We start from the raw sequence: 24,046 nt of genomic DNA, 5'->3' as shown, positions 1-24,046 counted from the left end.
CTACCGGATAGGCCACTCCGGGGTCGGCGTAGATCCATCCATGGAGCCTAGACCGCAACATCCCTGTTGCGGACTACCCCGGAGAGGCCTACCCGGCAGCTAACACTTGAATTGTTGCCATCTTGAAAATTTACTGAACCATTCAGTTATTTCAATTTTTGCGGTAACCCAGCCACAACCCAGGTGACCTGATAAGCCTGTTCTGCAATAGCCTGATGTAGCCAGCCGGCCTCATCAACAAATCGTCGGTTCAGTGCGCCTAGGGGCACAATGCCCTGGCCGACTTCATTGCTCACCAGAAGAACATCAGCCTGTGTTTCTCGCAATTGGCCTAACAGGGCTGCACGCCTCTCAGCCCAGGAATCAGGTGTGGTTTGCAGGCAATTGCTAAGCCATAAGGTCAGACAATCTACCAGAAGAGTGTGGCCAGGTTGATCTCTTTTGGCCAGTTCCTCGGGTAGCGTCAGCGGGCATTCACAGGTTTCGAATCGGGGAGAGCGCAGGGTCTGGTGTCGTTCCAGGCGGTCTGCCATTTCTGCATCGCCGGCTTCGGCTGTGGCCAGATAGTGAAGTGGGCCGTCGGCTGCAAGAGCAATGCGTTCGGCATAACTTGATTTACCGGAACGGGCTCCGCCGAGGATCAGGTGCACAGTCAAATGAAATCTCCGGTTTTGAACGATAGACCACACATGCCGAGATACCTTTGATGTGGGCAGTTAATAGTTGGTAAATCTATAGCCTTTGGAGGCAATCTAAAAATCGATGCTGAGCGAGCGTTGGCGATTGGGTGTCCCTGTCTGGGGCAGTCCGCAACATGGACTAAAACGCCAGGAGCGTTTTAGCATGAGCGAAGCGAGCCCGTATGGGTGAATCCCATGGAGGGGATTCATATCATCCGGTCTAGGCGCGAAGCGTCGGACCGCCATGGAGAGATTCACGCCGACCCCGGACAGGGATACCCGGCCGGGAACACGTACTCAAGGCACTCAAGCCGGAGTAGCCGTCAAACGGAGATGTCAGCCAGATTACCCTTGGATTCCAACCAGTTTTTACGGTCACCGGAACGCTTTTTAGCCAGTAACATGTCCATCATCTCGACAGCGACGTCGTTGTCGTCGATGCGCAGTTGCACCAGGCGCCGGGTGTTCGGGTCCATGGTGGTTTCGCGCAGTTGCAGCGGGTTCATTTCGCCCAGGCCCTTGAATCGGGTGACCTGAACTTTGCCGCGTTTTTTCTCGGCCTTGATGCGGTCGAGAATGCCGTCGCGTTCATCGTTGTCCAGGGCGTAATAGATCTCCTTGCCGATGTCGATCCGGTACAGCGGAGGCATGGCGACATAGACGTGGCCGTTGTCGACCAGGGCGCGGAAGTGGCGCATGAACAGGGCGCACAGCAGGGTGCAGATGTGCAGGCCATCCGAGTCGGCATCGGCGAGGATGCAGACCTTGCCGTAGCGCAGGCCTTCGAGGTTGTCGGTATCCGGGTCGACGCCCAGGGCGATGGCGATGTTGTGGATTTCTTCGCTGGCCAGCAATTCATCGCTGGCGACCTCCCAACTGTTCAGAATCTTGCCGCGCAACGGCATGATCGCCTGAAAGGTCCGGTCGCGGGCCTGTTTTGCAGAACCGCCAGCGGAATCACCCTCCACCAGAAACAGTTCGCTGCGGCTGGTTTCGCTGCCGGAACAGTCCGCCAGTTTGCCGGGCAGGGCAGGGCCCTGGGTGACTTTTTTGCGCGCGACTTTCTTGGCTTGCTTGAGGCGGCTCTGGGCGTTGCTGACCACCAGTTCGGCGATCTGTTCGGCGATGTCGGTGTGCTGGTTCAGCCACAGGCTGAAGGCATCTTTAACCACGCCGGAAATAAAGGCTGAGGCCTGGCGTGACGACAGCCGCTCTTTGGTCTGGCCGGAGAACTGTGGATCGCGCAATTTGAACGACAGCACGTAGTGGCATTTGTCCCAGACGTCTTCGGGGCTGAGTTTGACGCCGCGCGGCAGCAGATTGCGGTATTCACAGAAGTCACGCAGGGCGTCGAGCAGGCCCTGGCGCAGGCCGTTGACGTGGGTGCCGCCGAGGGCCGTCGGGATCAGGTTAACGTAGCTTTCTTGTACGCCTTCGCCACCTTCCGGCAACCACTGCACGGCCCAGTCGACCGCCTCGTCCTCGCTGGTGAAGGTACCAGTGAAGGGTTCAGCGGGAATCGGGTCGTAGACCACGGTGGCGTTGTGCAGGTAATCGCGCAGGCCGTCGGCGTAGTGCCAGGTGTCGGTTTCGTCTTTTTCTTCGTTGTAGAAAGTAACTTTCAGGCCGGGGCACAGCACCGCCTTGGCGCGCAGTACATGGCGCAGACGGCTGGCGAGAAATTTGCCGCTGTCGAAGTATTTGGGGTCGGGCATAAAGCGCACGGTGGTGCCGGTGTCTCGCTTGGCACAATTGCCGATCTCTTCAAGCTCGGAGGCTTTGTCGCCGTTGGCGAAGCCCATGCGGTAGAGTTTGCCGTCGCGTTTTACCGAGACTTCCAGCAGCGTCGACAGGGCGTTAACCACCGAGATGCCTACGCCGTGCAAACCGCCCGAGAACTGGTAGTTCTTACCGGAAAACTTACCCCCGGCGTGCAGCCGGGTCATGATCAGTTCGATGCCGGGTACGCCGTGTTCGGGGTGAATATCCACTGGCATGCCGCGTCCGTTATCGGCCACCGAGAGCGAGCCATCTTTATAGAGCACCACTTCCATGCTGGTGGCATAGCCGCCGATGGCTTCGTCGACGCTGTTGTCGATGACTTCCTGGGCCAGGTGGTTGGGGCGGGTGGTGTCGGTGTACATGCCGGGGCGTTTGCGCACCGGGTCAAGGCCGCTCAGGACTTCAATGGCGTCGGCCGAATAATTGCTCTGACTCATGCTCGGGAGTGCCTCATCAATCTGTCTCGCAAGGTGCTTGCTGAAAGTCAGCCAGGAAGGGGCTGAAGAATGGGGTTAGGATACTGGCTAAGCGGCACTGGCGTCGAGTGCCAGGGGGTATTGCGCGCATGGCGGGCATGAACCAAACCGCTACCAGGCGGGCTACAGACCGGCAATACCGGGCCAGTCAGTAGCCTTTGACGGAGTAGTCGATCTCGAAGTCGACCCCTTCAACGCGGGTGAGGCCGGTGTCTATGCTGCCATCGGCATGCAGGTCGAGCCAGCGGTAGCCGGGGCCTTCTGTGTCGATCGAGAAGTCTTTGCTTTTCGGTTCGAACTGAACGCAGGTTGAAGGCGTGGAGATGTATCGCAGGCCATCTCGCACTTCGTCGCTGCTCTGATGTACATGCCCCCACAGTAGGGCGCGCACGTTGGTGTGGCGGCCCAGCACGGCCATCAGATCCGCTTCGTTGTGAATGCCGATTTTATCGATCCAGCGGCTGCCCATCGATTTGGGGTGGTGGTGAAAGGTCACCAGAGCGTGTTTGTCGCTGTGTTGGGTCAGGGCGCGGTCGAGCAGGGCGAGCTGGTCAGTGGCGAGGTGCCCGTAGACCTTACCGGGCACGGTGCTGTCGAGCAGTACAATGACCCAGTCGTCGGTGGTAAAAACGCTGCGTGCCATGGATTGCCGGCCGGTCAGTGCCAGGGCCTGGCTCATGTGCTCTCGGTCGTCGTGGTTGCCTGCGGTCCAGAAAACGGGGGCGCCAAGACGATCCATCCGCCCGATGAAGGTGGTGTAGGCGCCGACGGATCCATCCTGTGCGATGTCCCCGGTGGCGAGCACAACGTCGATCTCCGGGCGCTCCGCGACCACGCGGTCGAGCACCAGGTCCAGGCTGTTCAGGGTGTTCATGCCCAGCAGAGTGCCTTCCTGGCTGGCATGAAGATGGCTATCGGTGATTTGCACCACACGTACTGTCTGCTGTTTCAACATGTCAATCCGCAGTCAACGGTTATGATTCCATTTTTACACAAAGTCCAGGCTAAATGTAACACGCCCTGTGCATTTCGCGACCTGGCTCTCATCAATGAGTGGTTTTAGGCCTATTGCTCCGGCGACGCAGGCTGCCAGCGCTCTTCAGTAACGCCGTGTTGCATCAAATGCGCGAGCCATTCGCCCAGGTACTGGTTGGCCTGGGCTTTTTCATCGATCTGGTACATCTGTTCGTTCGGGTAGGGGTATACGCCCGACATCTGCTTGCCCTTGGCCCAGGTGACGACTTCAGCCATGCGCGCATCGTGGTACATGCGCAGCGTCAGCTGCACCTGGTTGAGCGGTTCGGGCAGGGCGGGGTTGTCTTTGCTCAGGGTGAGGGTTGTGGTGAACTTGAATCGCTCCTGCACATCAATTTGCACGCGCACCGGTGCCTGCCCCTTCTCGCCGCCCCATTGAAAGGCGTAGTGGCTTTTGCTCATATCACCGAGCAGCCGTTCCAGGCGCAGGAAGTTGGCCTCAGACAGGGCATTTTGCTCCGGCAAATCCGGGATGTAGCGTTTATTGATCAAGGTGGCGATGGCCTCCGGGTGGTACGGGGTTCATTTAACTTACGGACCAGTGGTCTCTTAACCAGGTCAGGTTCAGTTGCACCCATTGCAGGGCGATCAGGCTGGCGGCATTGTTGATGGTGCCGTCTTTACACCAGGCGAAGGCTTGCTCCAGCGGCACCCGGTGGACGCGAATGTCTTCGCCTTCCTCGTCGAGGCCGTGTACGCCGCCGACCCCCTGGCTGTCGACTTCGCCAACGAACAGAAACACCCGTTCATTGGTGCCGCCCGGCGAGGGCAGATATTCGGTGATGGGGTGTAGCCGACCCAGTTCAACCCCGGCTTCTTCCTGGGCTTCACGGTGGGCAACCTGCTCGGGAACCTCGTCTTTATCGATCAGCCCGGCCACCAGTTCCAGTAACCAGGGGTTGGCCAGGCGCAGGGCGCCGACCCGAAACTGCTCGACCAGCACCACATGGTCGGTGGCCAGGTCGAGCGGCAGCACGCACACGGCATCGTGACGGTCCATCAATTCGCGCTGTATGGTCAGGGTCTGGCCCGCGAATGTCTGGTGCGTCAGAGTGTAGCGGTCCATGCGGTAGAAGCCTTCGTAAAGATGCTCAACCTGGTCAATGGTGTGGCGGAACGTCAGGGTGTCACGGCTCATGGGCATCCTCTGGGTCAGCGTCGTGATTCAGGCCGGTAGGGTCGGCACGCGTATGGCGCGACAGTATGGCACAGTCAGCACCGGCGTCGAGTTGGGTTCCTGGCAGATGGTGACTTTTGGGGCTTCTGATTGTCGGGAATTCGAGTCACACTGGCGCAATAATCCGTAAAGCCCGGGCCGATGACTGTAAACCTTCACCCCAGGCGGCATAATGACGGTTCGATACCAGAACAGTACCGGTCACGGCGGTGTACCGGCCTATTACCGGGTTCGCCGACACACGTTTAACCAAGAGACAGGAACAATGGCAGTGAATCGATTTGTAGCAAGCATCACCCTGGCGCTGGCCTCCGCCGGAGCCTGGGCCGAGGTGTCGCTGATGGATGTTTATCAGCAAGCGCTCGAGAACGACCCGGAGCTGGCAATCCAGTCGCTCAACCAGCGAGTATCGGCCGTGCAGGTAGAGACGGGCTTCAGCGAACTGTTGCCGAGCGTTAATGCCTCGGCGGGTTACACCGTATCGAGCACACCTGGCAATGGTGTCGGCCCCGATTTCGACAATGGCCAGAGCGTCAGCGCCCGGGTGACCGCGAGCCAGAATATTTTTGCACTGGCGGCGATTGACGCCTATGAAGCGCTGAAGTTGAATGCGTCACGGGTTGAAATAGAATCCGTGGCTGCCCAGCAGTCGTTAATGGTGCGTGTGGCTGAGGCTTACATCAGTGTGTTGCGCGCCAAAGAAGGCCTCGATTCAGCCCAGACACAGCTGCGCGCTGTAGAGCGTCAGGCCGAACAAACCGAGCAGCGCTATGAAGTGGGTTTGGTGACCGTGACGGACGTGCTGGACGCGCAGGCAACATTGGACCAATCCCGGGTGGCCCTGATCAGCGCCAACAGCGAGTACGACATCGCCCTGCAGAACCTCTCGGTATTGACCGGCGAAGTGCCGGATTCCGTTATGGCCATTGGTACCCGTCTGCCGATCAACATGCCGGTCGAGAATGGGCAGGATCGCTGGATCGATTACGCCCTGGAAAATCACCCGAGCATTCTCGCGGCCCAGAAAGGCCTGGAATCCGGCGAACGCGAGTTGCAGGCTCGGCGCAACAACCGACTGCCCGTGCTCAGCGCCAGTGCATCGGTCAATTACCAGGACAACGCGAGCGATGGTATCGACTTTGACGACCGGCTGGGCAGTTCAATCGGCCTGTCACTGTCGGTGCCGCTGTACACCGGTGGCGCTACCTCGGCACAAATCGTTTCAACCGGTTTGCAAAACAACATTGCGGAACAGCGCCTTGAACAGCTGAAGCGCAATACCCGCATTCAGGTGGGCACTTATTACCGTCAGCTGCGCACGGCGGCGCAGAATATTGATGCTCAGGCACGCGTTGTGGAATCCCGCGAGAGTGCTCTGCAAGCGACTGAGGTAGGCTACGAAGTAGGAACCCGAAACATCGTTGAAGTACTGAATGCCCAACAGGCTGTGTTTGCCGCCCGGCAGGATTTCGCCAATGCCCGTTACGATTATGTGATCAGCGGGTTACTGTTGAAGCAGTCGGCCGGTCAGTTGTCAGTGAGTGATCTGGAGCAAATTGAGTCTTATCTGATCAGTTTTTAAGGCAGACCCGGTTCTTGATTGGCCTTTTCTGCCTTCAACTCCTTTCCGACACAGAGTACCGTTGTTAAGTTAGCCAGCGTCCGCTGGCTTTTTTGTGTTTAACCAGTATCAGGCAGGAGTCCCTGAATTATGTTGACGGTTCATCACCTGGAAAAATCGCGCTCGCACCGGGTGCTGTGGTTGCTTGAAGAATTGGGGCTGGAGTACGAGTTAAAGACTTACCAGCGAAACCCAAAAACCATGCTGGCTCCGGCTGAGTTGAAAGCCGTGCATCCGCTCGGTAAATCGCCGGTGATTACGACGGGCGACATGACCCTGGCAGAGTCCGGCGCCATTCTGGAGTGGTTGACGGAGCAACATCCGCAAAAGGCGCTATCAATACCAGCGGCCGAGCCCGCCCGAGCCGATTATCTGTACTGGTTGCATTATGCAGAGGGCACACTGATGCCCTTACTGGTCATGACGCTGGTGTTTCGGCGCGTGCCCAAATCCCGCATGCCGTTTTTTGCCAAACCGGTGGCGAAAAACATCACCCGTCGCGTAATTGGCAGTTACATCCAGCCCCAGGTGGACACCCAGCTCAAGGTGTTGAACGATCACTTGCAGCAGCGTGACTGGCTGGTTGCCGACCGCTTTACCTGTGCCGATATCCAGCTCAGCTACCCCTTGGAAGCGGCAGCTGGTCGCTACGGGTTGGGCGATGCCTACCCGGCGCTATCGGCCTACCTGGAACGGTTGCGGGCACGCCCGGCGTATCAGGTGGCTATCGACAAGGGTGGCCCGGTCACCTTGTGAGCGGTGCACCGCGAAAGTGCTGTGGAAATGGGTTTGCATCAAAATCAATCACTTTCCGATTGATGATTGGTTCACGCTATGACGTTGATTGCAATAAGTCGATTTCTTCGTTACCGGAATACCCATAACATTACTCCTGTAGTCGGCGCATCGCCGAAATGTTTCTAACCGTTACATTCACAGACTAGGGAGTCTTGACACATGGCACGTTACATCAATTCCGAATTGGCCCCGTTTACCGCTCAGGCATTTCACAACGGTGAATTTGTGGAAGTCACTGAAGCGACGCTGAAAGGCAAGTGGGCCGTATTGTTCTTCTACCCGGCCGACTTCACTTTTGTTTGCCCGACTGAACTGGGTGACCTGGCCGACAACTACGACGAGTTCCAGAAGCGCGGCGTCGAAGTGTACTCAGTGTCTACTGACACTCACTTCACCCACAAGGCCTGGCACGATTCGTCAGAAACCATCAACAAGATCCAGTACCCGATGATTGCGGATCCGACGGGCAAGCTGACACGCAGCCTGAATGTCATGATCGAAGAAGATGGCATTGCCGATCGCGCTACGTTCGTCATTGACCCTGAAGGCATCATTCGTGTGGTGGAAATCACCGACGGCGGCATTGGCCGCGACGCTAACGAACTGCTGCGCAAGATCAAGGCGGCTCAATACATCGCTGCACACCCCGGCGAAGTATGCCCGGCCAAGTGGAAAGAAGGTGAAGAAACACTGGCTCCGTCACTGGACCTGGTAGGCAAGATCTAAGCACAGCCCTTTGGCTGAATAACCAGATCGACCTTCAAGAGGGGGCGGGCTCGCCCCTTTTTTTATCGCGCACCCGCCCCTCGTTTCTACTTTTCCAAACAAACAGGACACACCGATGTTGGATGCCACGTTAAAACAGCAATTGGACACCTACCTGCAAAAGATTGTGACCCCAATCGAAGTCAGTGTGTCCACCGACGATACTGCCAAATCCAAAGAACTGGACGCGCTCGCCACGGAGATCATTGATCTTTCGGGCAACATCAGCCGCGGCCAATTCACCGGCCAGCGGACACCGAGCATGGGCATAGCTCCGGCGGGCGAAACCCCCCGGGTGAGCTTTGCCGGCATTCCCATGGGCCACGAATTTACCTCCCTGGTGCTCGCCTTGTTGCAAGCCGGCGGTCACCCGTCGAAAGCCGACCCCGAGGTGCTCGATCAGGTACGTGCACTGACCGGCGAGTTCCATTTTGAAACCTACATTTCGCTGTCGTGCCAGAACTGCCCCGATGTGGTTCAGGCCCTGAACCTGATGGCGACGCTGAACCCGAACATCACCCACGAAATGATCGACGGTGCCCTGTTTCAGGACGAAGTCGACCAGCGCCAGATCATGGCCGTGCCGTCTGTCTATCTGAACGGAGAGCACTTTGGCCAGGGCCGGATGACACTGACCGACATCGTCGCCAAACTCGACACCGGCGCCGCCGAGCGCCAGGCCGAAGCACTGAACGAGCGCGACCCCTACGATGTGCTGATTGTTGGCGGTGGCCCGGCGGGCGCAGCCGCCGCGATTTATGCCGCACGCAAGGGCATCCGCACCGGGCTGGTGGCTGAGAAGTTTGGCGGCCAGGTCATGGATACCGTGGGCATCGAAAACTTCATTTCAGTGCCTTACACCGAAGGTCCGAAACTGACCGCCGGTCTTGAACAGCACGTGAAAGAATACGGCGTTGATCTGATTACCGGGCAGCGTGCCGCCGAACTGAAACGCGATGGCCAGTTGCAACTGGCGCTGGAAAGTGGGGCCACCTTGTCGAGCCGCTCCGTGATTCTGGCCCCGGGTGCCCGCTGGCGCGAACTGGGCGTGCCGGGTGAAGCCGAATACCGTAACAAGGGCGTGGCCTATTGCCCGCATTGCGATGGCCCCTTCTACAAGGGCAAGCACGTTGCCGTGATTGGCGGCGGCAACTCCGGCATCGAAGCGGCGATTGATTTGGCGGGTATTGTCAGCCACGTGACCGTGCTGGAATTCGCTGACACCCTGCGTGCCGATGACGTGCTGCAACGCAAGGCGCGTTCGATGAGCAACATAACCATCATCACCAATGCGCAGACCACGGAAGTCGTCGGCAATGGCAAGACCGTTACTTCGCTGAAGTATACTGACCGCGCGAGTGGCGAATCGCACTCTGTCGAACTGGCCGGTGTTTTTGTTCAGATTGGCCTGGTGCCCAACACAGAATGGCTCAAAGACAGCGACCTGGCATTGACCCGCTTCGGTGAAATTGAAATCGACGCGCGCGGTGAAACCTCAATGCCCGGTGTCTTCGCCGCCGGCGATGCCACCACAGTGCCGTACAAGCAGATTGTGATCTCAATGGGCGCTGGTGCCACCGCTGCCCTGAGCGCTTTCGATCACCTGATTCGCTCGGATGTGCCAGCTGCGACGGTCGAAGAAAAGGTTGAGGTGGCGGAACCAGCCTAAGCCACAAACTTCGGAGTTTGGGTTACTCTGGTGCCCGGCGTGGACCAATGCCTCTCAGGCAACCCGAACTCCGGAACTTGAATTTAAAAACCCGCCGAGGCGGGTTTTTTAGGTTTGGGACTCGGATGAAATGATCGGCTGGGTCATCAGTTCATCGCGAATCATCTCGTCGATCAGCCCTTCGCGAATGGCTTTGAACGACAGTCGCATGCTGTCGATATCGAAGGCATGGAATACCCGGTGCAGAATCACATAGCCGGCGGCGAAGACCGCAATTCGACGCGGGTTCAGTTCGAGTAGTTGTGATAACTGATGTTGGCTGTCGGCCTGTGTCAGCACCGGGTGCAGTCGGTCGAGCTGCGCCCGGCTGATGCTGCCGTCGCGGGTCAGACCGAGATTGCTGAGTGCCCAACTGATCGCCTTGATGCTGCCTGAAGACCCCATCACATCGGTCCAGTCGTGGCCCTCGAAGCGGGGTTTGACGGCCGCGATCTGTTCATCGACATAAGCCTCACAGGCCGCCAGGTGCTTGGGGTCGAGCCGGTCGTGATCCAGAAAGCGGGAGGTCAGGGTGACACAACCGATCTCCAGACTGGCCACCACTTCAGGTTGTCTGCCATGGCCAACGATCAGCTCGGTACTGCCACCGCCAATGTCCAGCACGAAACGTCGGTCTTGTTCGGGTTGTCCCTGAGAGACGCCCCGGTAAATGTAGTGAGCCTCGTCTTCGCCGCTGAGAATTCGTATGGGTTGGCCCAGGGCTGACTCGGCCCGTTTAATGAACTGGGGGTCGCCACTGAGGTGGCGAAAGGCACTGGTGCCGACGGCGGTGACCTGAACGTCGGGCAGGTTTTTGAGGGTATTGCTGAATTGAGCCAGACAGCGCAAGGCCCGGGTTTTGGTATCCCGGTTGAGACGGCCGGTGCTGATGTCGACGCCCGCGGCGAGGCGCACCAGCTGGCGTTTGCAATCCACCGATTGCAGCGAGTGTCCATCCGACTTCATGATCACCAGATGGAAGCTGTTCGAGCCGAGGTCAACCGCGGCATAGAGTGCAGGTGCGTTCATGGGACAACTGGGGTTTTTATTATTACGGAAATATAGCGGGTATCTCGCCAGATTGACACTCTGGCAATGAAAAGTTCAGTCAGGCGGGGCGTACGGCAAAGCTGTCAGGGCGTTCGAACACCTGCCGGGAGGCAGGTGTTCGGTTCGATAACCGGGTTCAATCCAGACGGGCAGCGAGGAAATCCTGCAGCGCTTCCCAGGAAGCCCGATCGGCGTTCAAATCGTAATCGCCACTGCCAAATACCGTAAAGGAATGGCGTGCACCGCCGTGAATTTGGGCAGAATGCTCAACGCCTGCGGCTTGCAGATTATCGAGCAGGGCCGCGACATCGGCCATGCCCGACACCGGGTCGGCCGAGCCATGCTGTACCATCACTGGGGCAGCAACCTGGCTGTAGTTCTGGCCATCGGGTAAGCCAAGGCCGCCGTGAAACGATACAAAGCCTTCGGTGTCCGCACCAGTGCGCGCCAGTTCCAGAACACCGGCACCGCCGAAGCAATAGCCAATGACCACGATGTCGTCAGTCGCACCGGGAATCCACTCCGCTTCTGCCAGAGCGCCCTGCAGGCGCTTCTGAAATTCTGCCCGGTCGGCATACATCTCGCCCGAACGTTGCTGGTTTTCTTGCATTGACGTTGGGTTGCGGCCGGCCCCGTATACATCGATGGCGAAGGCGGTGTAACCCTCGGCGGCCAGCATTTCGGCGCGGCGTTTTTCGTAGTCGGTTAGGCCGTCCCAGTCGTGAATGATCAGCACGGTGCCACGAGATTCTTCCAAATTGCTGTTGTGAGCCACATACCCTTCGAATTCCATGCCATCGACGCTGTAGGTATGGGCCTGGCCCATTACTTCGGCCTGGGCAGACAGCGTAAACAGAGCTGTACCCACCAGGGTGGCGAGACTGTGGTGCAGTTTCATATCGCGTCCTCTCTTTGTTGTGGTTACTGAAGCGTGAAGAGTGTCCGGCCCGGTCCTCGCGTACTGTCAGGCCAAGGCGCCGGGCCGCGCCTTATTACCTACGGCCAGGCTGCCATACTGGACCGATTCGTTCAGTCAGATCGCACTTAGGGTAGTACAGGAATTCCCGGAGGCACTGCGAGGCGTGAGACAAGCCGGTATACTCGGCACCTACATGAATAATCGATTGAGGCTCAGTGAGATGGCATCTTCACCTGAACAGGCAGCCAAGCTGTTACCGGCACTGGAAGTGGAAACGGGCGATCAGCCGGATGCGACCGTTATCTGGTTACACGGATTGGGAGCCGACGGTCACGATTTCGAACCCATCGTTCCGGAGCTGCAGTTGCCGGCATCGATGTCGGTGCGGTTTATCTTTCCGCACGCACCCCAAATTCCGGTGACGATCAACGGCGGCTTTGTGATGCCCGCCTGGTACGACATTCTGGAGATGTCGATAGACCGCAAGGTCGATACCCCTCAGTTGGAAGCCTCAGCGTCGGCGATCGACGCGTTTATCGAGCGCGAACGCAGCCGCGGTATCGACAGTCGACGCATCATCGTGGCCGGCTTTTCCCAGGGCGGAGCCGTGGCCTACGAATGTGCTCTGCGGCATGCCGAGCCCCTTGGTGGATTGATGGCGCTATCGACCTATTTCGCGACTCAACATACCGTAAAACGGTCTGAGGCGAATCAGTCAGTGCCCATTCTGGTGTGTCATGGGGTGATGGATCCGGTCGTGCCCGAGGTATTGGGTCGACAGGCTGTGATGGCGCTGACCGAAAACGGGTATACACCTGAATACCAGACTTACCCAATGGAGCACAGCGTGAATGCGGCCGAGATCAAAACGATCTCGGCCTGGTTGCAGAAAGTGCTAGCGGTCCATGAGTGACGTTCTGTTGCTAAGGAACGAAGCTCTGAGCTTGCTGGCACCGTGAACAGTGACAGAACCTTGCGCATGGACCACTAGACGCTACTTCAGTTTGAAGTACGACACCGAATGCAATAGGTCTTTACTCAGCTGATTCAGCGACTCGGTTGAGCCCACCGACACCTGAGCACGCCGGGTGTTGTCTTCGGTGATCTGGTTTATGTCGTTGACGGTGTCCGACAGGGTGCTGAGGGTGACGTTTTGTTCCTCGGCAGCGGCTGAGGTTTGCAGTGTCCAGTCGCGAATTTTTTCGACGGCCACAACAAAGCGTTGAATGGCCTCACCGGCCTCGCTGACCTTGTCGACCGACGCGATAGACTGGTCGTGGCTGTCGTTGATGACGCTCACGGCGGCTTGGGTGCCTTGGCGCAGCTCCTCCAGTGTTTTCTGGATTTCCTCGGTCGACTGTTGGGTTCGGTGTGCAAGCTGGCGCACCTCGTCGGCAACGACGGCAAAGCCTCGACCCTGCTCACCGGCGCGAGCGGCCTCGATGGCGGCATTAAGCGCGAGCAGGTTAGTTTGCTCGGCAATGGCCTGAATGGAGGTGATAATAGTCGTGATGTTTTCCGCCTGGCCGTCCAGTTTTTTGATCACATCCACGGATTGTTCAATGTCACCGGCCAGCTTCTGAATGGCGGCAATGGTCTGGGTAACCGTCTCGTTGCCTTCGGCAGCGGCTTCATTGGCGCTTTCCGATACGTTGAGCGATTCGACCGCCGCTTCGGATACCTGCTGTGAAGCGGTTTGCAGTTCACCAATGGCATGGGCCAGATGCTGCATCTTCTCCTGCTGGTTTTCCGTGTCTTTAAAGCGGGCCTCGGTGTCTTCCATAATGCTGCTGGCTGAGGTGCCCAGGTGTTCGGAAAGCTCCACCACCGAGGTGAATATCTCGTTGAGTTTGGTGTTCATCTGGCTGACGGCCAGTTTTACCTCATCGACTTCATCGCCCTGTTCACGGGCATCGATAACGCCAGTCAGGTCGCCGCTGGCGAGCTGGCGGGTAATATCGACCACCGAATGCAGGTCGCGCTTGAGTTTGCGCAGCACGAAAAACGCCACGGCAACGGCAAGCAGAATGATCAGCGTCAAGCCAATGACCAGGGTTTGCACGGTGCTTTGTTGCGATTTGATCAGATCGTTGGACCGGGTGCTGACCAGGGTGTTGTAGTGCTCGGTAAACAGATCGATGCTCTCCTCAACGGGCAGGGTGCGCTCTTCCAACGCCGTTTCTGCTGCGCGCCGTACGTTGAAACCACCCTTGGTGATCCAGACCTCGGCCGCTTCGTCGAAGGCCTCCGACAGGGCCATCTGACGTTCTTGCAGGGTGCTCATCAGGTCTTGCAGCGGCAGCTCGGTAATGGGCACCAGCACATTGTTCCAGCTTTCAATAAGTGCCGGGTCGAGGTTTTGGGTCGCATCGAGCAGGCGGGTTTGAGTCGCTTGTGCGGCTTGCACCGATGCTTCCAGTTCGGCCAGTGGTATGGCATCGGCAAAATAACGAGGCCCAAGGTCTGAGGTTTCTACATACTGTCGATTAAGGGTTTGCCAGTTTTCGACCAGCTGGCTTTCCAGGCGTCGCAGCTGGGCGTCGGTCTGGCTGTTGGCAATAATGCCGCTGAAGCTGGTGATGAAGAGCCCGGCGAGCAGGATCAGTGCCAAGATAAGTGCACTGACCAGTAAGCTGATTTTGTAGGTAAGCGAAAGTTTGATCATCGGCGATGCCTTTGGCCCTGGGGCGTTAGCTGAGTGGTGATCGCCTCCTCCTTGATGGCAACAACCCGGTGTTGGGTAATGTATCGGCTGTGCCAGCGTAATCTTGACGAAACCGATAGCGAATCGACGGTGGCTGTTGACGATTCGCCATGCGAAATACGTGCCGGTTTGTGCTGTGTTGTCGCCGTTATATGCCTACTGTTTCTCAAATTAAAGCACCGAAACGGTGCGTTGTCAGGTACATTACGCCTTTTTTCTTCCATTCCGGCGCAGTGTCACTGTAAAAGCATTTCACCGAAACGGGTGGGGCTGCTAACCTGAATTTTTAGACAAATACCCGGGAAGTTAGACAATGAGAGAACAGCCCGTTGATTTTCAAACACTGAGTTGTCAGGCCTGCCGCGACGGCAATCTGTTAGGATTTGATTTCAGTATGGCGTTCCAGCCGCTTGTGGATGTATCGCGGCGCGAATTGTACGGTTACGAAGCTCTGGTACGGGGCTTGAAGGGCGAATCGGCCTACAGCATCATCAGCCAGGTTGATGATACCAATCGCTACCGTTTCGATCAGGCCTGCCGGGTGAAAGCCATCACGCTGGCGGCCAGGCTGCAATTGCAAGGCATGCTCAGCATTAACTTTTTACCCAACGCCGTGTACCGGCCCGAGCTGTGCATTCGCACCACCCTGAAAGCCGCAAACGACGCGCAATTTCCGATCGAACGCATCATGTTCGAGATTACCGAAGTGGAGCGGGTTGATGATCAGGATCACCTGGTCTCGATCCTCGATTATTACCAGAAGCAGGGTTTTCTGACCGCGCTCGACGATTTCGGTTCCGGTTATTCCGGGCTCAATTTGCTGGCTAAGGTTCAGCCGGACATCGTGAAACTCGATATGGCGCTGATTCGCGGTATCGATCAGGACAAAACCCGCCAGATCATCGTACGGTCCACCGTGCAAATGTTGCGTGATATTGGCTGCAGGCCTCTGGCTGAGGGCATTGAGTGCGAGGGCGAATTTGCCTTTTTGCGGGGTCTGGGCGTCGATCTGTTTCAGGGCTACTGGTTTGCAAAACCGGGTTTTGAAACCCTGCCCGAGGTCGACTGGCACGGGCTGTAACGGCCCGCCTGGAATGGCCAGGCCTTCGGCCCATGGGCTGTTCAGTTTTTTTGAGCAGTCACTGCAGAAACTCTCGCTATATGGTGGGGCGAACCCGATTTAGCCTGTACCAAACAGCGAGGAGGTTCCCCTATGGCATATGTCAGACCTGCGACCGAACGCGGTCGTGCTCAGTTCGGCTGGCTCGACAGCCATCACACTTTTTCTTTTGGCAATTATTACGACCCTAACCACATGGGCGTATCGGTGCTGCGCGTTATCAATGACGACCGGGTGGACCCGGGCGCCGGCTTTGGCGCCCATGGTCATCGCGATATGGAAATACTGTCGTACGTGCTTGAGGGTGAAATTGAACACCGCGACAGCATGGGCAACATCAAGCGCATACCGGCGGGCGACTTTCAGATCATGAGTGCGGGCACGGGCGTTATGCACAGCGAATACAACGCCTCTGATACCGAGCCATTGCACTTCCTGCAAATATGGCTGTTGCCCAATGCGCGACAGGTGTCACCGCGTTACGACCAGCGGGCTTTCGACCGATTGCCTGGAGGCACGGCCATTTTACACCCGGAAGCCGAGGGTGCCATGCAGGTGCATTCCGATGCCCGGCTATGGCGCTATCAGGGTGGCCAGGACTGGTCATTCCGGCCGCACTTTGGCCAGGTCTATGTGCATGGCGTCACCGGTGAGGTGTATGCCAACGGCGAGCGAGTGGGGCCTGGTGACGGACGAATGATTGTGGCGGCTGACATCGATTTTAGTGGCGAGGGCAGTGCCGAAGCACTGGTGTTCGATTTGCCGGAATAAGGCGCAGTGAGGAAAAACAAGCCGGGCTCTGGAGGTGCAGAGCCCGGCTTTTTGCGTCAGGCGCCGATAACGCCACCGTCGTTGCGGCGAACCGCAATCACGGACGACCGGGGAACGCCGTCACGTGCTGCGTTGGGCCATTGACCGGCCGGGTGCTGAATGCCGACCAGCATGGTGCGATGGTCGTCTGAGAAGGTCAGCCCCGTGACTTCACAGCCCTGGGGGCCAACCAGGAATCGACGGATGTGGCCGGTGACCGGGTCGGCACAGAGCATTTGGTTGTTGCCCTGGCCGGCGAAGTCGCCTTCGTTTGAGTAGTTGCCGTCGGTCTGAATCCACAGGCGGCCGAAGCGGTCGAACGCCAGGCCGTCCGGGCTGTTGAACATGTTGTCGGCGGTGATGTTCTCACTGCCGGCATAGGCGCCGGTTTTAACCACCGGATTTCCGGCGACGGCGTACAGATCCCAGCCAAAACGGCGTGATGCGTGATCGCGGTTTTCCGGTACCCAGCGCACGATCTGTCCGTACTGGTTTTCGGCACGCGGGTTCGGGCCGCCGACCGGTTGCTGGTCGGTGGTGCCGCGTCGGGTGTTGTTGGTCAGGGCGCAGAACACCATGGGTGAGGACGGGTGGCAGGCAACCCATTCCGGGCGGTCCATGGTGGTCGCACCGACAAAGCTTGCCGCTGCACGGGCGCGCACCAGGATGTCGGCTTCGTTTTCAAAGCCGTTGGCTTGTGTCAGGCCGTTCTGGCCGTAGCTCAGTTCGATCCATTCACCGGCGCCACCATCGTGGAATTTTGCAACGTACAGCGTGCCTTGTTCCAGCAAGGTCAGGTTGTGGGCGCGGTCATCGGGCCGGTAGGCATCGCGCGAGACAAACTTGTACAGAAACTCACCGCGTTCGTCATCGCCCGAATACACCACGGCACGGCCGTCCCGGTTGATGGTCATGGCCGCATTTTCATGTTTGAAGCGGCCGAGGGCGGTTCGTTTTTTCGGGCGTGCTTCCGGATTGTACGGATCAATTTCGACGACCCAGCCAAAGCGATTTGCTTCGTTCGGTTCCTTGGCGAGATTAAAGCGTTCTTCGTGCGGCCACCAGTTGTAACCGAAACCACTTTCGCTCAAGCCGTAGCGGCGTTGGGCGTCGCTCAGTTCAGTGCCTTCCGGTGCGCCAAAATATCCGTTGAAGTTTTCTTCACAGGTAAGGTAAGTGCCCCAGGGGGTGCGACCGGAGCCGCAGTTGTTAAAGGTACCCAGCACGCGACGACCGCTTGGGTCGGTTGAGGTTTTAACGTACTCGGAACCGGCGACCGGACCGGTCAGTTCGAAGGCCGCGTAACCGTGCAGCCGGCGGTTCATGGGAGCGTCTTTCAGGTAAACCCACTGACCATTGGGTTTGCGTTCCATTTCCACCAGCGTGACACCGTGCGCGGCGATGCCTTTGCGCACATCGGCCAGGGTTTTGGCGGCTTCACCATGCTCGAAGATGAATTCGTCGTTATAGTATTCGTTGTTGACCGCGAGGATAGCCCGGTCTGGGTTGACGCTGCCGTCGGCGTAAGTCAGATGAAACAGTTCCATGCCGTCGGTGTTGTCGCCAAACTGGCCAGCCTGCGCATCGGCGTCGTTGTTGCGCGCGAAGTTGGGCGCACCGGCCAGCACCGGGTCACCCCAGGACATCAGCACATCGTAGCTGTAGCCAGCAGGCAGCGTAATGGTGTCGGCGGTGCTGGCGGGAATGTTGTCGAAGCTCATCAGGGTGGTGGCCTGGCTAACGGCCATGGCCAGGCTTGAGGTGCCACCGAGGAAGGTCGCCGCACCGGCAGCCGAGCCGATCTTGATCAGGCTGCGGCGTGAAATGGCTTTGCTGATCAGCCGATCGAATTCAACGGGGTTTTCGTTGTAATCAGGTTCCAGGCTGGCATCGGGGGTGTGGTTAGGCATGGGTCAGGTCCTTATTGTCAGGTCGGTTGGTCTGCACGGAAATCGTGTGACAGTTTTGCCAACCGACGTGACAGAGGCGTGACGACGGGATGTCAGTTTGATAGCGATTCGATGACAGGATTGAGTCCTGATCACTCAATGGTTGTCTTCAGTCTAGTGCTCACTGAAGTCAGTCCAGCCGAGATACCAGGGGGTCGTGGCGGCCGGGTTAACGGCGCCGGCGTAGGTGGCGGTTCGATCCCAGAAGGGGTCGTTATCCGGCCAGTCGGTCGAACTGCCCGTTGGCTGGCGGGGTCTGAAGTCCGGTGCTACCGGGTTGCTGGCCTGGTTGCCCAGTAAACCGGGAATTACCTGGCTGATGGGGTTGAAGTAGTCCGGCTCGGCAAAGCCCGCGTCGTTATCCCGATCGCCGGTTTCCGGACGCCAGGGTGACGTTGCTGCGGACTCGCCATCGATGGCCAGATGAGTGAACCTCAGCGCCTCTTGGCGGACCAGGCTCTCGGTCAGCGGATCTCGCAAGTCGATCGGGTTGGTACCATAACCCGAGAGTAGAATGCGGCTGAACTGACCGGCGGTACCGCTGCGCAGCACCATGGCGGTATGGTCCGGTGCGGTGCCGACCAACGTGATGTTGCTGATCTGGGGTTCAGAACGTGGCCGGGCATTGTCGCGTTCAGGGGAATTGTCGCCCTCAAAGGCCCTGTCCCCAACATTGGGGTGTTGTTGTGCGATCAGAAACTGCACCTTGCCGTTCCAGCCCAGATCCCAGTCGAGGCTATCGTCTCGGGCACCGGTAATAAGCAAGTGGCGTGCGTTGGCCGAGCCGCCGAAAAATTCAATGCCATCGTCCAGTGCCTTATGAATCTGCAGGTACTCCAGCGTGGTTTGCGGGCCGCATCCGGCGACGGTGAGACCATTCAGTTCATTGTCGACAAAGGCTTCGTAGCCGGCGTATTCAATGCGAACGTAGCGCAGGCTACCGCAGCTGCCATTCCGCTCTTGCCCGCCGAAGTGGCCGCGAATATCGCGCACGTCGACACCCTCGACGCGGGCAAAGGCTTCGTTGGTGCGGTCGTCCCCGAGCAATACGACGCCACCCCAATCACCGCGTTCGCGCTGCCCAACCGGCTTCGCACTGGTGAAGACGATGGGTGCCGACCGAGTGCCTTCGGCAACCAGTTGACTGCCCCGGGCGATCACAAGTGATGAACCCGGCCGACCTTTGATGACCGTGCCGGGGGCTATGCTCAAGATGGCATCGTTGTGAACGAAGATGTCGGAATCCAGCCGATAGGTTCGGTCGGCACGCCAACGGGTGTCGGTATCGATATCGGTCGCGACGACGACGGTGCCGGTCAGGGTTTCCAGCAGGCGCTCCCATTGGCTGTAAACGCCGGTGGCAATCAGGGCAAGGGCCAGCAGCGCCAGAAGCAGGCGCCGCCAGGGACGTGCAAGCACTGGCTGAAACGCTTTGGGCAGGAGCCCCTGCTGACGGGCCTCCTCAAGCAGAGATTCAGGCATCTCGGTGCGCGCCAGTCGGTGAGCCAGATTTTGAATGCCCGGATCCTCCATCGCTCTGGCCCGGTCAAAAAGACCGTTGCGGTAGTCCGGTTCGCTCAGCAAGCGTTCGAAGTCGGTGTCGACTTGATGGGGCTTGGCGGCGAGGCGTTCCCGGAATGTCCACAGAAGGCCGATCAGATTGCTTTTGGACGCAGGTTGGGCAGGTGATGCGATGAGGGTCATGGTGTGCTCCCGTACAACCAATGGGCGAAGAGCCGGGAGGATAGTGGGCGAATATGACAGTTTCGTGACTCGCGGTATGAACTAACTGATTGTTTTTTACGTATTTTAAGCAACAGCGGCGGGGTGGGCCTGGCATCGGTTTTCCCGGGTCTGTACACAGGCTTGTCCACAGAAGGTGTGGGTAAGATGACCGGCCAAAAAAAACCCGGTGACAGGCACCGGGTTTTCCAGAGGGCGCGCGTTGTGGTTACTGGAAGTAGCGCATCAGGTAGGCATCCATACCCGTGCCATACTGGCAGTAGAGGTTACCGTTGTGGCTGCCGAGCAGTGTACAGGTGAAGGTCTCTTGCGGCTGGTCTTCCCAGGCAGCGTCACAGCTTTCGCGTGAGCGCAGCGCCGTGGTGGTTTGCTCCATGACGTTGCCGTTCTGAGTCCAGGTGTAATCAGCCTGGTACAGGGCGCACTGGCCGTTGTCATCGGTTTCGGTGAACTGGCCAGTACCGTCGCCGTTGATGATTTCAACGCCAGAGTCGTACCAGGTGCAGTCGTAGTCGAGGGTTTCAGACTGGAAGGTACCGGTTGGCACACTGAAGTCTGTATCCATTTCACCCAGAGTCACTTCGAATTTGGCTTCCCAGCCGCGCTCGGTGAGGGTATCCCGGTAGCTGCCTTCCAGTGGCAGAGCCGCCGCTTGCAGTATGCCCGCGTAAGCGTCGACACAACTGCCGGTCGCCATCGCCATGCCCTGGGCATTGCTGGCAACCATGGGTGATTCCAGGGCTACCAGAGCCGCCTCACCGAAACGCTCATAGTTGAACGCAATGGCGGTACTGCCACGCGTATTCAGCGGCTCACTGGCCATGGCATCGGCCGGTGCCTTGGCGGCGTCGCCGGTGTATACCACCAGGTGCTTGCCTTTGATTGCGGCGAATACCGGCTGCGGTGCCATGGGTACCGGAACCTGCACGGCGGTGCCATCGTCGGGAATGGTCACGCCGGCCATGCCGGGGATGCTGGAGCTGATCAGGCCAGCCAGTACGCTTGGGTTATCGGCACTCAGGGTGACCAGGACAGAGCCCGCCAGCCCAAACGGGCTGTTGTCGTTGGCTGTGATGTCGTATACCGCGGCACCCACACCCTTGACGCCCTGCGCCATGGCCGTCGCCATGCCCAGCATGGCCGGGTTGTTCTGACGCAGATCGGCGGTCATGTCACGCAGTGCCGGGCATTTGTATTCCGTTTGTGGCAGCTGTGACCACAGGGCGCTCGCGACCGGTGCCAGAGCATTGACATCGACACCCAGTGCCAGGGCCAGCAACTTGTCGCTGCCATCGGTGGCGTAGGCGGGCAGGCTGCCGGGCAGGCGCTTCAGTTCACTGGTCAGGTCGGTGTTGGTCAGTTCGAGGATCATGCCAACCTGTTGTGACAGGCTGTCGGAGGTAGACGAGATGCTCTCGCTGCCAAAGGCGAAACGGGGCACCTGGCGGGCGAGCGCATAGCCTTCCGGTCCGCACTGGCTGTCGGCCATCTGGGTGTCCATTCGCTCGATTTCGTCCGGGATCAGGGCTTCCAGGTCGCGTCGCAGGCGGGTCTCGGTGCCAGTCAGCAGGGTAGCGGCCAGGCCTTCGAGGTCGATGTAGCCACGCACGGTTTCATCGTAGTCGTACTGGTCGCCCAATGCTTCCCAGTCACCCTGGTCGGCCAGAGAGTCGGACAGATCGGTCAGACCCAGGCGCTCGGCCTGAATCGCGGCGGTGTCGGTATGGTTGAACAGGGTAACGGTGGCAAACCCCTGATCGACGGCGATGGCCAGGTCAAAGCGTTCGTCGTCGCCTTCGGGCGTCAGCTGCCACGTGCGAACTTCAACCTCTTCCACCTGTTTCATCACCGGTGCAGCACCGGATTCAAGAATGGCCTGATTCAGTACTTCGTTGAACGCATCGGGGTTATCCAGGGCAAAGCGGGCAACGGGCATGGCGCCATGGAAATAAAACGCACCGGCGCCTTCATCGGGCAGGCCATAGTGAGCGATCAGTTCGCTGTAGCCGCCGCCTGCAGCGGCGGTGTAATCCACCAGCAAAGCTTCGAACAGGCCGAGTACCGGGCTGTCGTCGCTGCCTATTTCCGCCAGTAGGGTCTGCAGTTCGTCGATATCCGACTGGTTGACCGTAGACCAGGAATCCATGATATCCCGGCCCACCAGAGTATTGTGCCCGCCCACAAAGAGGAGTGTGTCGGCCGGCGTATGGCTGAGCAGGGTGTTGATTGAGTTATCGGCCTGGTCTGAGGAGAACAGACCAAACAGATTAAAGGCGTAGGCACTGCTCACGCTGGCGGTGACCACAGCCAGGGTCAGCAGCACGCGCGTTATCATTCCTTTCATGTAAGGCTCCATCGGTAAGTAAAGTACAGGGTGCTCTGCCCAACAGCGCACCGGGTAGCCCGATCAATCCCTGAGTGCTCAGGCGATTGATCGGGCCGAATAGGCTCGCGATTGTAACAGGCCTGTTTCCCGGCTGTCTGCGTTTACCGGCTTGAACCGACCGTCGATGCCCCCATTGCCATCAGGAATGTGAAAGAGGCCGCAAAATGTGGGATGAACGCTATGCCGGGGACGACTATCTCTACGGCACCGAACCGAACGATTACCTGAAAGCCCAGGCTGACCTCTTCGCCACCGGCGCCCGGGTACTGTGTCTGGCCGAAGGCGAGGGGCGCAATGCCGTTTACCTGGCGGAACAGGGGCTGGACGTGGTGGCAGTGGATGCATCGGCCGTTGGATTGTTAAAGGCGGAACGCCTGGCACAGGCCCGGGGAGTGTCCATTGAGACGCAAACGGCGGATTTGGCCGATATTGACCTTGGCCAGGGGCAATGGGATGGCATTGTTTCAATATTTTGTCATTTGCCGCCTGACGTGCGCCAGTCACTGCACCAAAAGGTGTTCGACGCGCTCAAGCCCGGCGGGCTCTTCGTGCTGGAAGCCTATCGGCCGGAGCAACTGCTGTTTAAAACCGGTGGGCCACCCCGCGCCGAGTGGATGATGACCGCCGAGCAATTGCAGGAGGAACTGGCACCGCTTCATTTTGAGCAATTGCAGGAAATGGACCGGCCGATTCATGAAGGGCGAGGCCACACCGGCCTGGGTGCGGTGGTTCAGGCGGTAGGCATCAAGATATGACGGTTGCCCCGCCGATGAGCACATAGCGACAGGGTTACAACGTCATGGATGACCTGTCATCGTCCTGAAATCTCCGGAAAAATCGGCCTAAAAAGTACTTTACATACACAAGTGCTGGGCTAAAGTAGAGGTGTTAAAGATTTTCGCAATACTTATAAGCAAGACCAGTTAGACGCTATGAACCTTGTGCTTGCCGGGCATCATTGACGTATCAATGTGTCGTGGAGGGTACAACCAGGCAGTTCCTGAACAGGTTGCGCGTAAGTAGACGTTATGATCTTTACCCGGCAGCGTTGGCCGGGAATGACCGGCACGACGCAGGCTATTTGCAATCGCATCCGAAGCAGGAGAACAACATGGCGACACAAACCGGCAAGGTGAAGTGGTTCAACGAAACCAAGGGTTTTGGCTTTATTGAAGTCGAAGGCGGCAAAGACGTCTTTGTGCACTTCAGTGCCATCAAGGGCGACGGGTTCCGCACCCTGGCGGAAGGACAGGAAGTGCAGTTCACCATCACCGACGGCCAAAAGGGCCCACAAGCCTCCGATGTCGAACTGATCTGAGCTCG

21 protein-coding genes are annotated in these 24,046 nt (G+C 58.4%); 10 read left to right on the top strand and 11 right to left on the bottom strand.

Translation table 11 applies throughout. The annotated features are described in order from the left end of the window. Positions 1-146: 146 nt before the first annotated feature. The 5 genes from cobU to EP166_RS10775 all read right to left on the bottom strand — a co-directional run bounded on the left by cobU (position 147) and on the right by EP166_RS10775 (position 5,111). Entirely contained in the window at positions 147-650 is a 504-nt protein-coding gene (gene cobU / locus EP166_RS10795; RefSeq protein WP_246026301.1) for a bifunctional adenosylcobinamide kinase/adenosylcobinamide-phosphate guanylyltransferase, read from the bottom strand. Positions 651-1,003: 353 nt separating this feature from the next. Then, positions 1,004-2,899 (bottom strand): DNA topoisomerase IV subunit B, encoded by a 1,896-nt coding sequence (parE, locus tag EP166_RS10790; protein WP_127556815.1) that lies wholly within the window; start codon positions 2,897-2,899, stop codon positions 1,004-1,006. 187 nt (positions 2,900-3,086) lie between these two features. Then, positions 3,087-3,893, bottom strand: coding sequence for a 3',5'-cyclic-AMP phosphodiesterase (cpdA, locus tag EP166_RS10785; protein ID WP_127556814.1), 807 nt, complete (start codon positions 3,891-3,893; stop codon positions 3,087-3,089). A 110-nt stretch (positions 3,894-4,003) separates the two neighbouring features. Next, positions 4,004-4,465: a DUF1249 domain-containing protein gene (locus EP166_RS10780; RefSeq protein WP_246026272.1), complete on the bottom strand. Its 462-nt coding sequence runs from the start codon at positions 4,463-4,465 to the stop codon at positions 4,004-4,006. A gap of 34 nt (positions 4,466-4,499) precedes the next feature. Continuing rightward, positions 4,500-5,111: an NUDIX domain-containing protein gene (locus tag EP166_RS10775; RefSeq protein WP_127556813.1), complete on the bottom strand. Its 612-nt coding sequence runs from the start codon at positions 5,109-5,111 to the stop codon at positions 4,500-4,502. Between EP166_RS10775 and EP166_RS21150 the strand changes: the two genes are divergently transcribed. The 5 genes from EP166_RS21150 (at position 5,110) to ahpF (ending at position 10,003) form a co-directional block, all read left to right on the top strand. Beyond that, the gene (locus EP166_RS21150; RefSeq protein WP_164743901.1) at positions 5,110-5,280 is read left to right on the top strand and encodes a hypothetical protein; all 171 of its coding nucleotides are present in this window, start codon (positions 5,110-5,112) and stop codon (positions 5,278-5,280) included. The two genes, EP166_RS10775 and EP166_RS21150, sit on opposite strands and share 2 nt — an antisense overlap. 141 nt (positions 5,281-5,421) lie before the next feature. Beyond that, positions 5,422-6,732, top strand: coding sequence for a TolC family outer membrane protein (locus EP166_RS10770; protein WP_164743900.1), 1,311 nt, complete (start codon positions 5,422-5,424; stop codon positions 6,730-6,732). A 129-nt stretch (positions 6,733-6,861) separates the two neighbouring features. After that, positions 6,862-7,527 (top strand): glutathione S-transferase, encoded by a 666-nt coding sequence (locus EP166_RS10765; protein ID WP_127556811.1) that lies wholly within the window; start codon positions 6,862-6,864, stop codon positions 7,525-7,527. A gap of 201 nt (positions 7,528-7,728) precedes the next feature. Then, positions 7,729-8,295, top strand: coding sequence for an alkyl hydroperoxide reductase subunit C (gene ahpC / locus EP166_RS10760; RefSeq protein WP_127556810.1), 567 nt, complete (start codon positions 7,729-7,731; stop codon positions 8,293-8,295). 115 nt (positions 8,296-8,410) lie between these two features. Then, positions 8,411-10,003: an alkyl hydroperoxide reductase subunit F gene (ahpF, locus tag EP166_RS10755; protein ID WP_127556809.1), complete on the top strand. Its 1,593-nt coding sequence runs from the start codon at positions 8,411-8,413 to the stop codon at positions 10,001-10,003. A gap of 108 nt (positions 10,004-10,111) precedes the next feature. Here the strand turns inward: ahpF and EP166_RS10750 are convergent, their stop codons facing one another. Next, the gene (locus EP166_RS10750; protein ID WP_127556808.1) at positions 10,112-11,071 is read right to left on the bottom strand and encodes a Ppx/GppA family phosphatase; all 960 of its coding nucleotides are present in this window, start codon (positions 11,069-11,071) and stop codon (positions 10,112-10,114) included. Between the two features lie 157 nt (positions 11,072-11,228). Next, positions 11,229-11,990 (bottom strand): dienelactone hydrolase family protein, encoded by a 762-nt coding sequence (locus EP166_RS10745; RefSeq protein WP_127556807.1) that lies wholly within the window; start codon positions 11,988-11,990, stop codon positions 11,229-11,231. Positions 11,991-12,231: 241 nt separating this feature from the next. Between EP166_RS10745 and EP166_RS10740 the strand changes: the two genes are divergently transcribed. Continuing rightward, the gene (locus EP166_RS10740; protein WP_127556806.1) at positions 12,232-12,924 is read left to right on the top strand and encodes an alpha/beta hydrolase; all 693 of its coding nucleotides are present in this window, start codon (positions 12,232-12,234) and stop codon (positions 12,922-12,924) included. Between the two features lie 81 nt (positions 12,925-13,005). On the opposite strand, the gene EP166_RS10735 is transcribed toward EP166_RS10740, so the two are convergent. Further along, the gene (locus EP166_RS10735) at positions 13,006-14,676 is read right to left on the bottom strand and encodes a methyl-accepting chemotaxis protein (RefSeq protein WP_127556805.1); all 1,671 of its coding nucleotides are present in this window, start codon (positions 14,674-14,676) and stop codon (positions 13,006-13,008) included. 352 nt (positions 14,677-15,028) lie between these two features. On the opposite strand from EP166_RS10735, the gene EP166_RS10730 reads away from it, so the two are divergent. Both EP166_RS10730 and EP166_RS10725 read left to right on the top strand, forming a co-directional pair. Then, a complete protein-coding gene (locus EP166_RS10730; protein ID WP_127556804.1) occupies positions 15,029-15,796 on the top strand; it encodes an EAL domain-containing protein in 768 nt (255 codons plus the stop codon). A gap of 132 nt (positions 15,797-15,928) precedes the next feature. Next, positions 15,929-16,606, top strand: a complete 678-nt coding sequence (locus EP166_RS10725) for a pirin family protein (protein ID WP_127556803.1) — start codon at positions 15,929-15,931, stop codon at positions 16,604-16,606. Positions 16,607-16,662: 56 nt separating this feature from the next. Here EP166_RS10725 and EP166_RS10720 read toward each other — a convergent pair whose 3' ends face one another. The 3 genes from EP166_RS10720 to EP166_RS10710 form a co-directional block, all read right to left on the bottom strand. Then, the gene (locus tag EP166_RS10720) at positions 16,663-18,555 is read right to left on the bottom strand and encodes a PhoX family protein (RefSeq protein WP_127556802.1); all 1,893 of its coding nucleotides are present in this window, start codon (positions 18,553-18,555) and stop codon (positions 16,663-16,665) included. A gap of 153 nt (positions 18,556-18,708) precedes the next feature. After that, positions 18,709-20,298, bottom strand: a complete 1,590-nt coding sequence (locus EP166_RS10715; protein WP_127556801.1) for a hypothetical protein — start codon at positions 20,296-20,298, stop codon at positions 18,709-18,711. Between the two features lie 247 nt (positions 20,299-20,545). Further along, positions 20,546-22,681 (bottom strand): hypothetical protein, encoded by a 2,136-nt coding sequence (locus EP166_RS10710; RefSeq protein ID WP_127556800.1) that lies wholly within the window; start codon positions 22,679-22,681, stop codon positions 20,546-20,548. Between the two features lie 206 nt (positions 22,682-22,887). Here EP166_RS10710 and EP166_RS10705 point away from each other — a divergent pair, with 206 nt between their 5' ends. Continuing rightward, on the top strand, positions 22,888-23,478 hold the full coding sequence (locus tag EP166_RS10705) for an SAM-dependent methyltransferase (protein ID WP_127556799.1): 591 nt from the start codon (positions 22,888-22,890) through the stop codon (positions 23,476-23,478). Between the two features lie 356 nt (positions 23,479-23,834). Next, the gene (locus EP166_RS10700) at positions 23,835-24,041 is read left to right on the top strand and encodes a cold-shock protein (protein WP_028671638.1); all 207 of its coding nucleotides are present in this window, start codon (positions 23,835-23,837) and stop codon (positions 24,039-24,041) included. Positions 24,042-24,046 lie beyond the last annotated feature (5 nt).

The organism is Saccharospirillum alexandrii, assembly GCF_004000275.1.
Taxonomy (GTDB): Bacteria; Pseudomonadota; Gammaproteobacteria; order Pseudomonadales; family Natronospirillaceae; genus Saccharospirillum; species Saccharospirillum alexandrii.
The sequence above is the reverse complement of the archived record's forward strand: the minus strand, read 5'-3'. Positions and strand labels throughout refer to the sequence as shown.

Bases quoted from the DNA above. Each gene is read 5' to 3' on its own strand.
- ahpC (WP_127556810.1), top strand. From the start codon at position 7,729: ATGGCACGTTACATCAATTCCGAATTGGCCCCGTTTACCGCTCAGGCA.
- EP166_RS10720 (WP_127556802.1), bottom strand. From the start codon at position 18,555: ATGCCTAACCACACCCCCGATGCCAGCCTGGAACCTGATTACAACGAA.
- parE (WP_127556815.1), bottom strand. From the start codon at position 2,899: ATGAGTCAGAGCAATTATTCGGCCGACGCCATTGAAGTCCTGAGCGGC.
- EP166_RS10715 (WP_127556801.1), bottom strand. From the start codon at position 20,298: ATGACCCTCATCGCATCACCTGCCCAACCTGCGTCCAAAAGCAATCTG.
- EP166_RS10730 (WP_127556804.1), top strand. From the start codon at position 15,029: ATGAGAGAACAGCCCGTTGATTTTCAAACACTGAGTTGTCAGGCCTGC.
- ahpF (WP_127556809.1), top strand. From the start codon at position 8,411: ATGTTGGATGCCACGTTAAAACAGCAATTGGACACCTACCTGCAAAAG.
- EP166_RS10740 (WP_127556806.1), top strand. From the start codon at position 12,232: ATGGCATCTTCACCTGAACAGGCAGCCAAGCTGTTACCGGCACTGGAA.
- EP166_RS10705 (WP_127556799.1), top strand. From the start codon at position 22,888: ATGTGGGATGAACGCTATGCCGGGGACGACTATCTCTACGGCACCGAA.
- EP166_RS10745 (WP_127556807.1), bottom strand. From the start codon at position 11,990: ATGAAACTGCACCACAGTCTCGCCACCCTGGTGGGTACAGCTCTGTTT.
- EP166_RS21150 (WP_164743901.1), top strand. From the start codon at position 5,110: ATGGGCATCCTCTGGGTCAGCGTCGTGATTCAGGCCGGTAGGGTCGGC.
- EP166_RS10700 (WP_028671638.1), top strand. From the start codon at position 23,835: ATGGCGACACAAACCGGCAAGGTGAAGTGGTTCAACGAAACCAAGGGT.
- EP166_RS10725 (WP_127556803.1), top strand. From the start codon at position 15,929: ATGGCATATGTCAGACCTGCGACCGAACGCGGTCGTGCTCAGTTCGGC.
- EP166_RS10775 (WP_127556813.1), bottom strand. From the start codon at position 5,111: ATGAGCCGTGACACCCTGACGTTCCGCCACACCATTGACCAGGTTGAG.
- EP166_RS10750 (WP_127556808.1), bottom strand. From the start codon at position 11,071: ATGAACGCACCTGCACTCTATGCCGCGGTTGACCTCGGCTCGAACAGC.
- EP166_RS10765 (WP_127556811.1), top strand. From the start codon at position 6,862: ATGTTGACGGTTCATCACCTGGAAAAATCGCGCTCGCACCGGGTGCTG.
- EP166_RS10710 (WP_127556800.1), bottom strand. From the start codon at position 22,681: ATGAAAGGAATGATAACGCGCGTGCTGCTGACCCTGGCTGTGGTCACC.
- cpdA (WP_127556814.1), bottom strand. From the start codon at position 3,893: ATGTTGAAACAGCAGACAGTACGTGTGGTGCAAATCACCGATAGCCAT.
- EP166_RS10735 (WP_127556805.1), bottom strand. From the start codon at position 14,676: ATGATCAAACTTTCGCTTACCTACAAAATCAGCTTACTGGTCAGTGCA.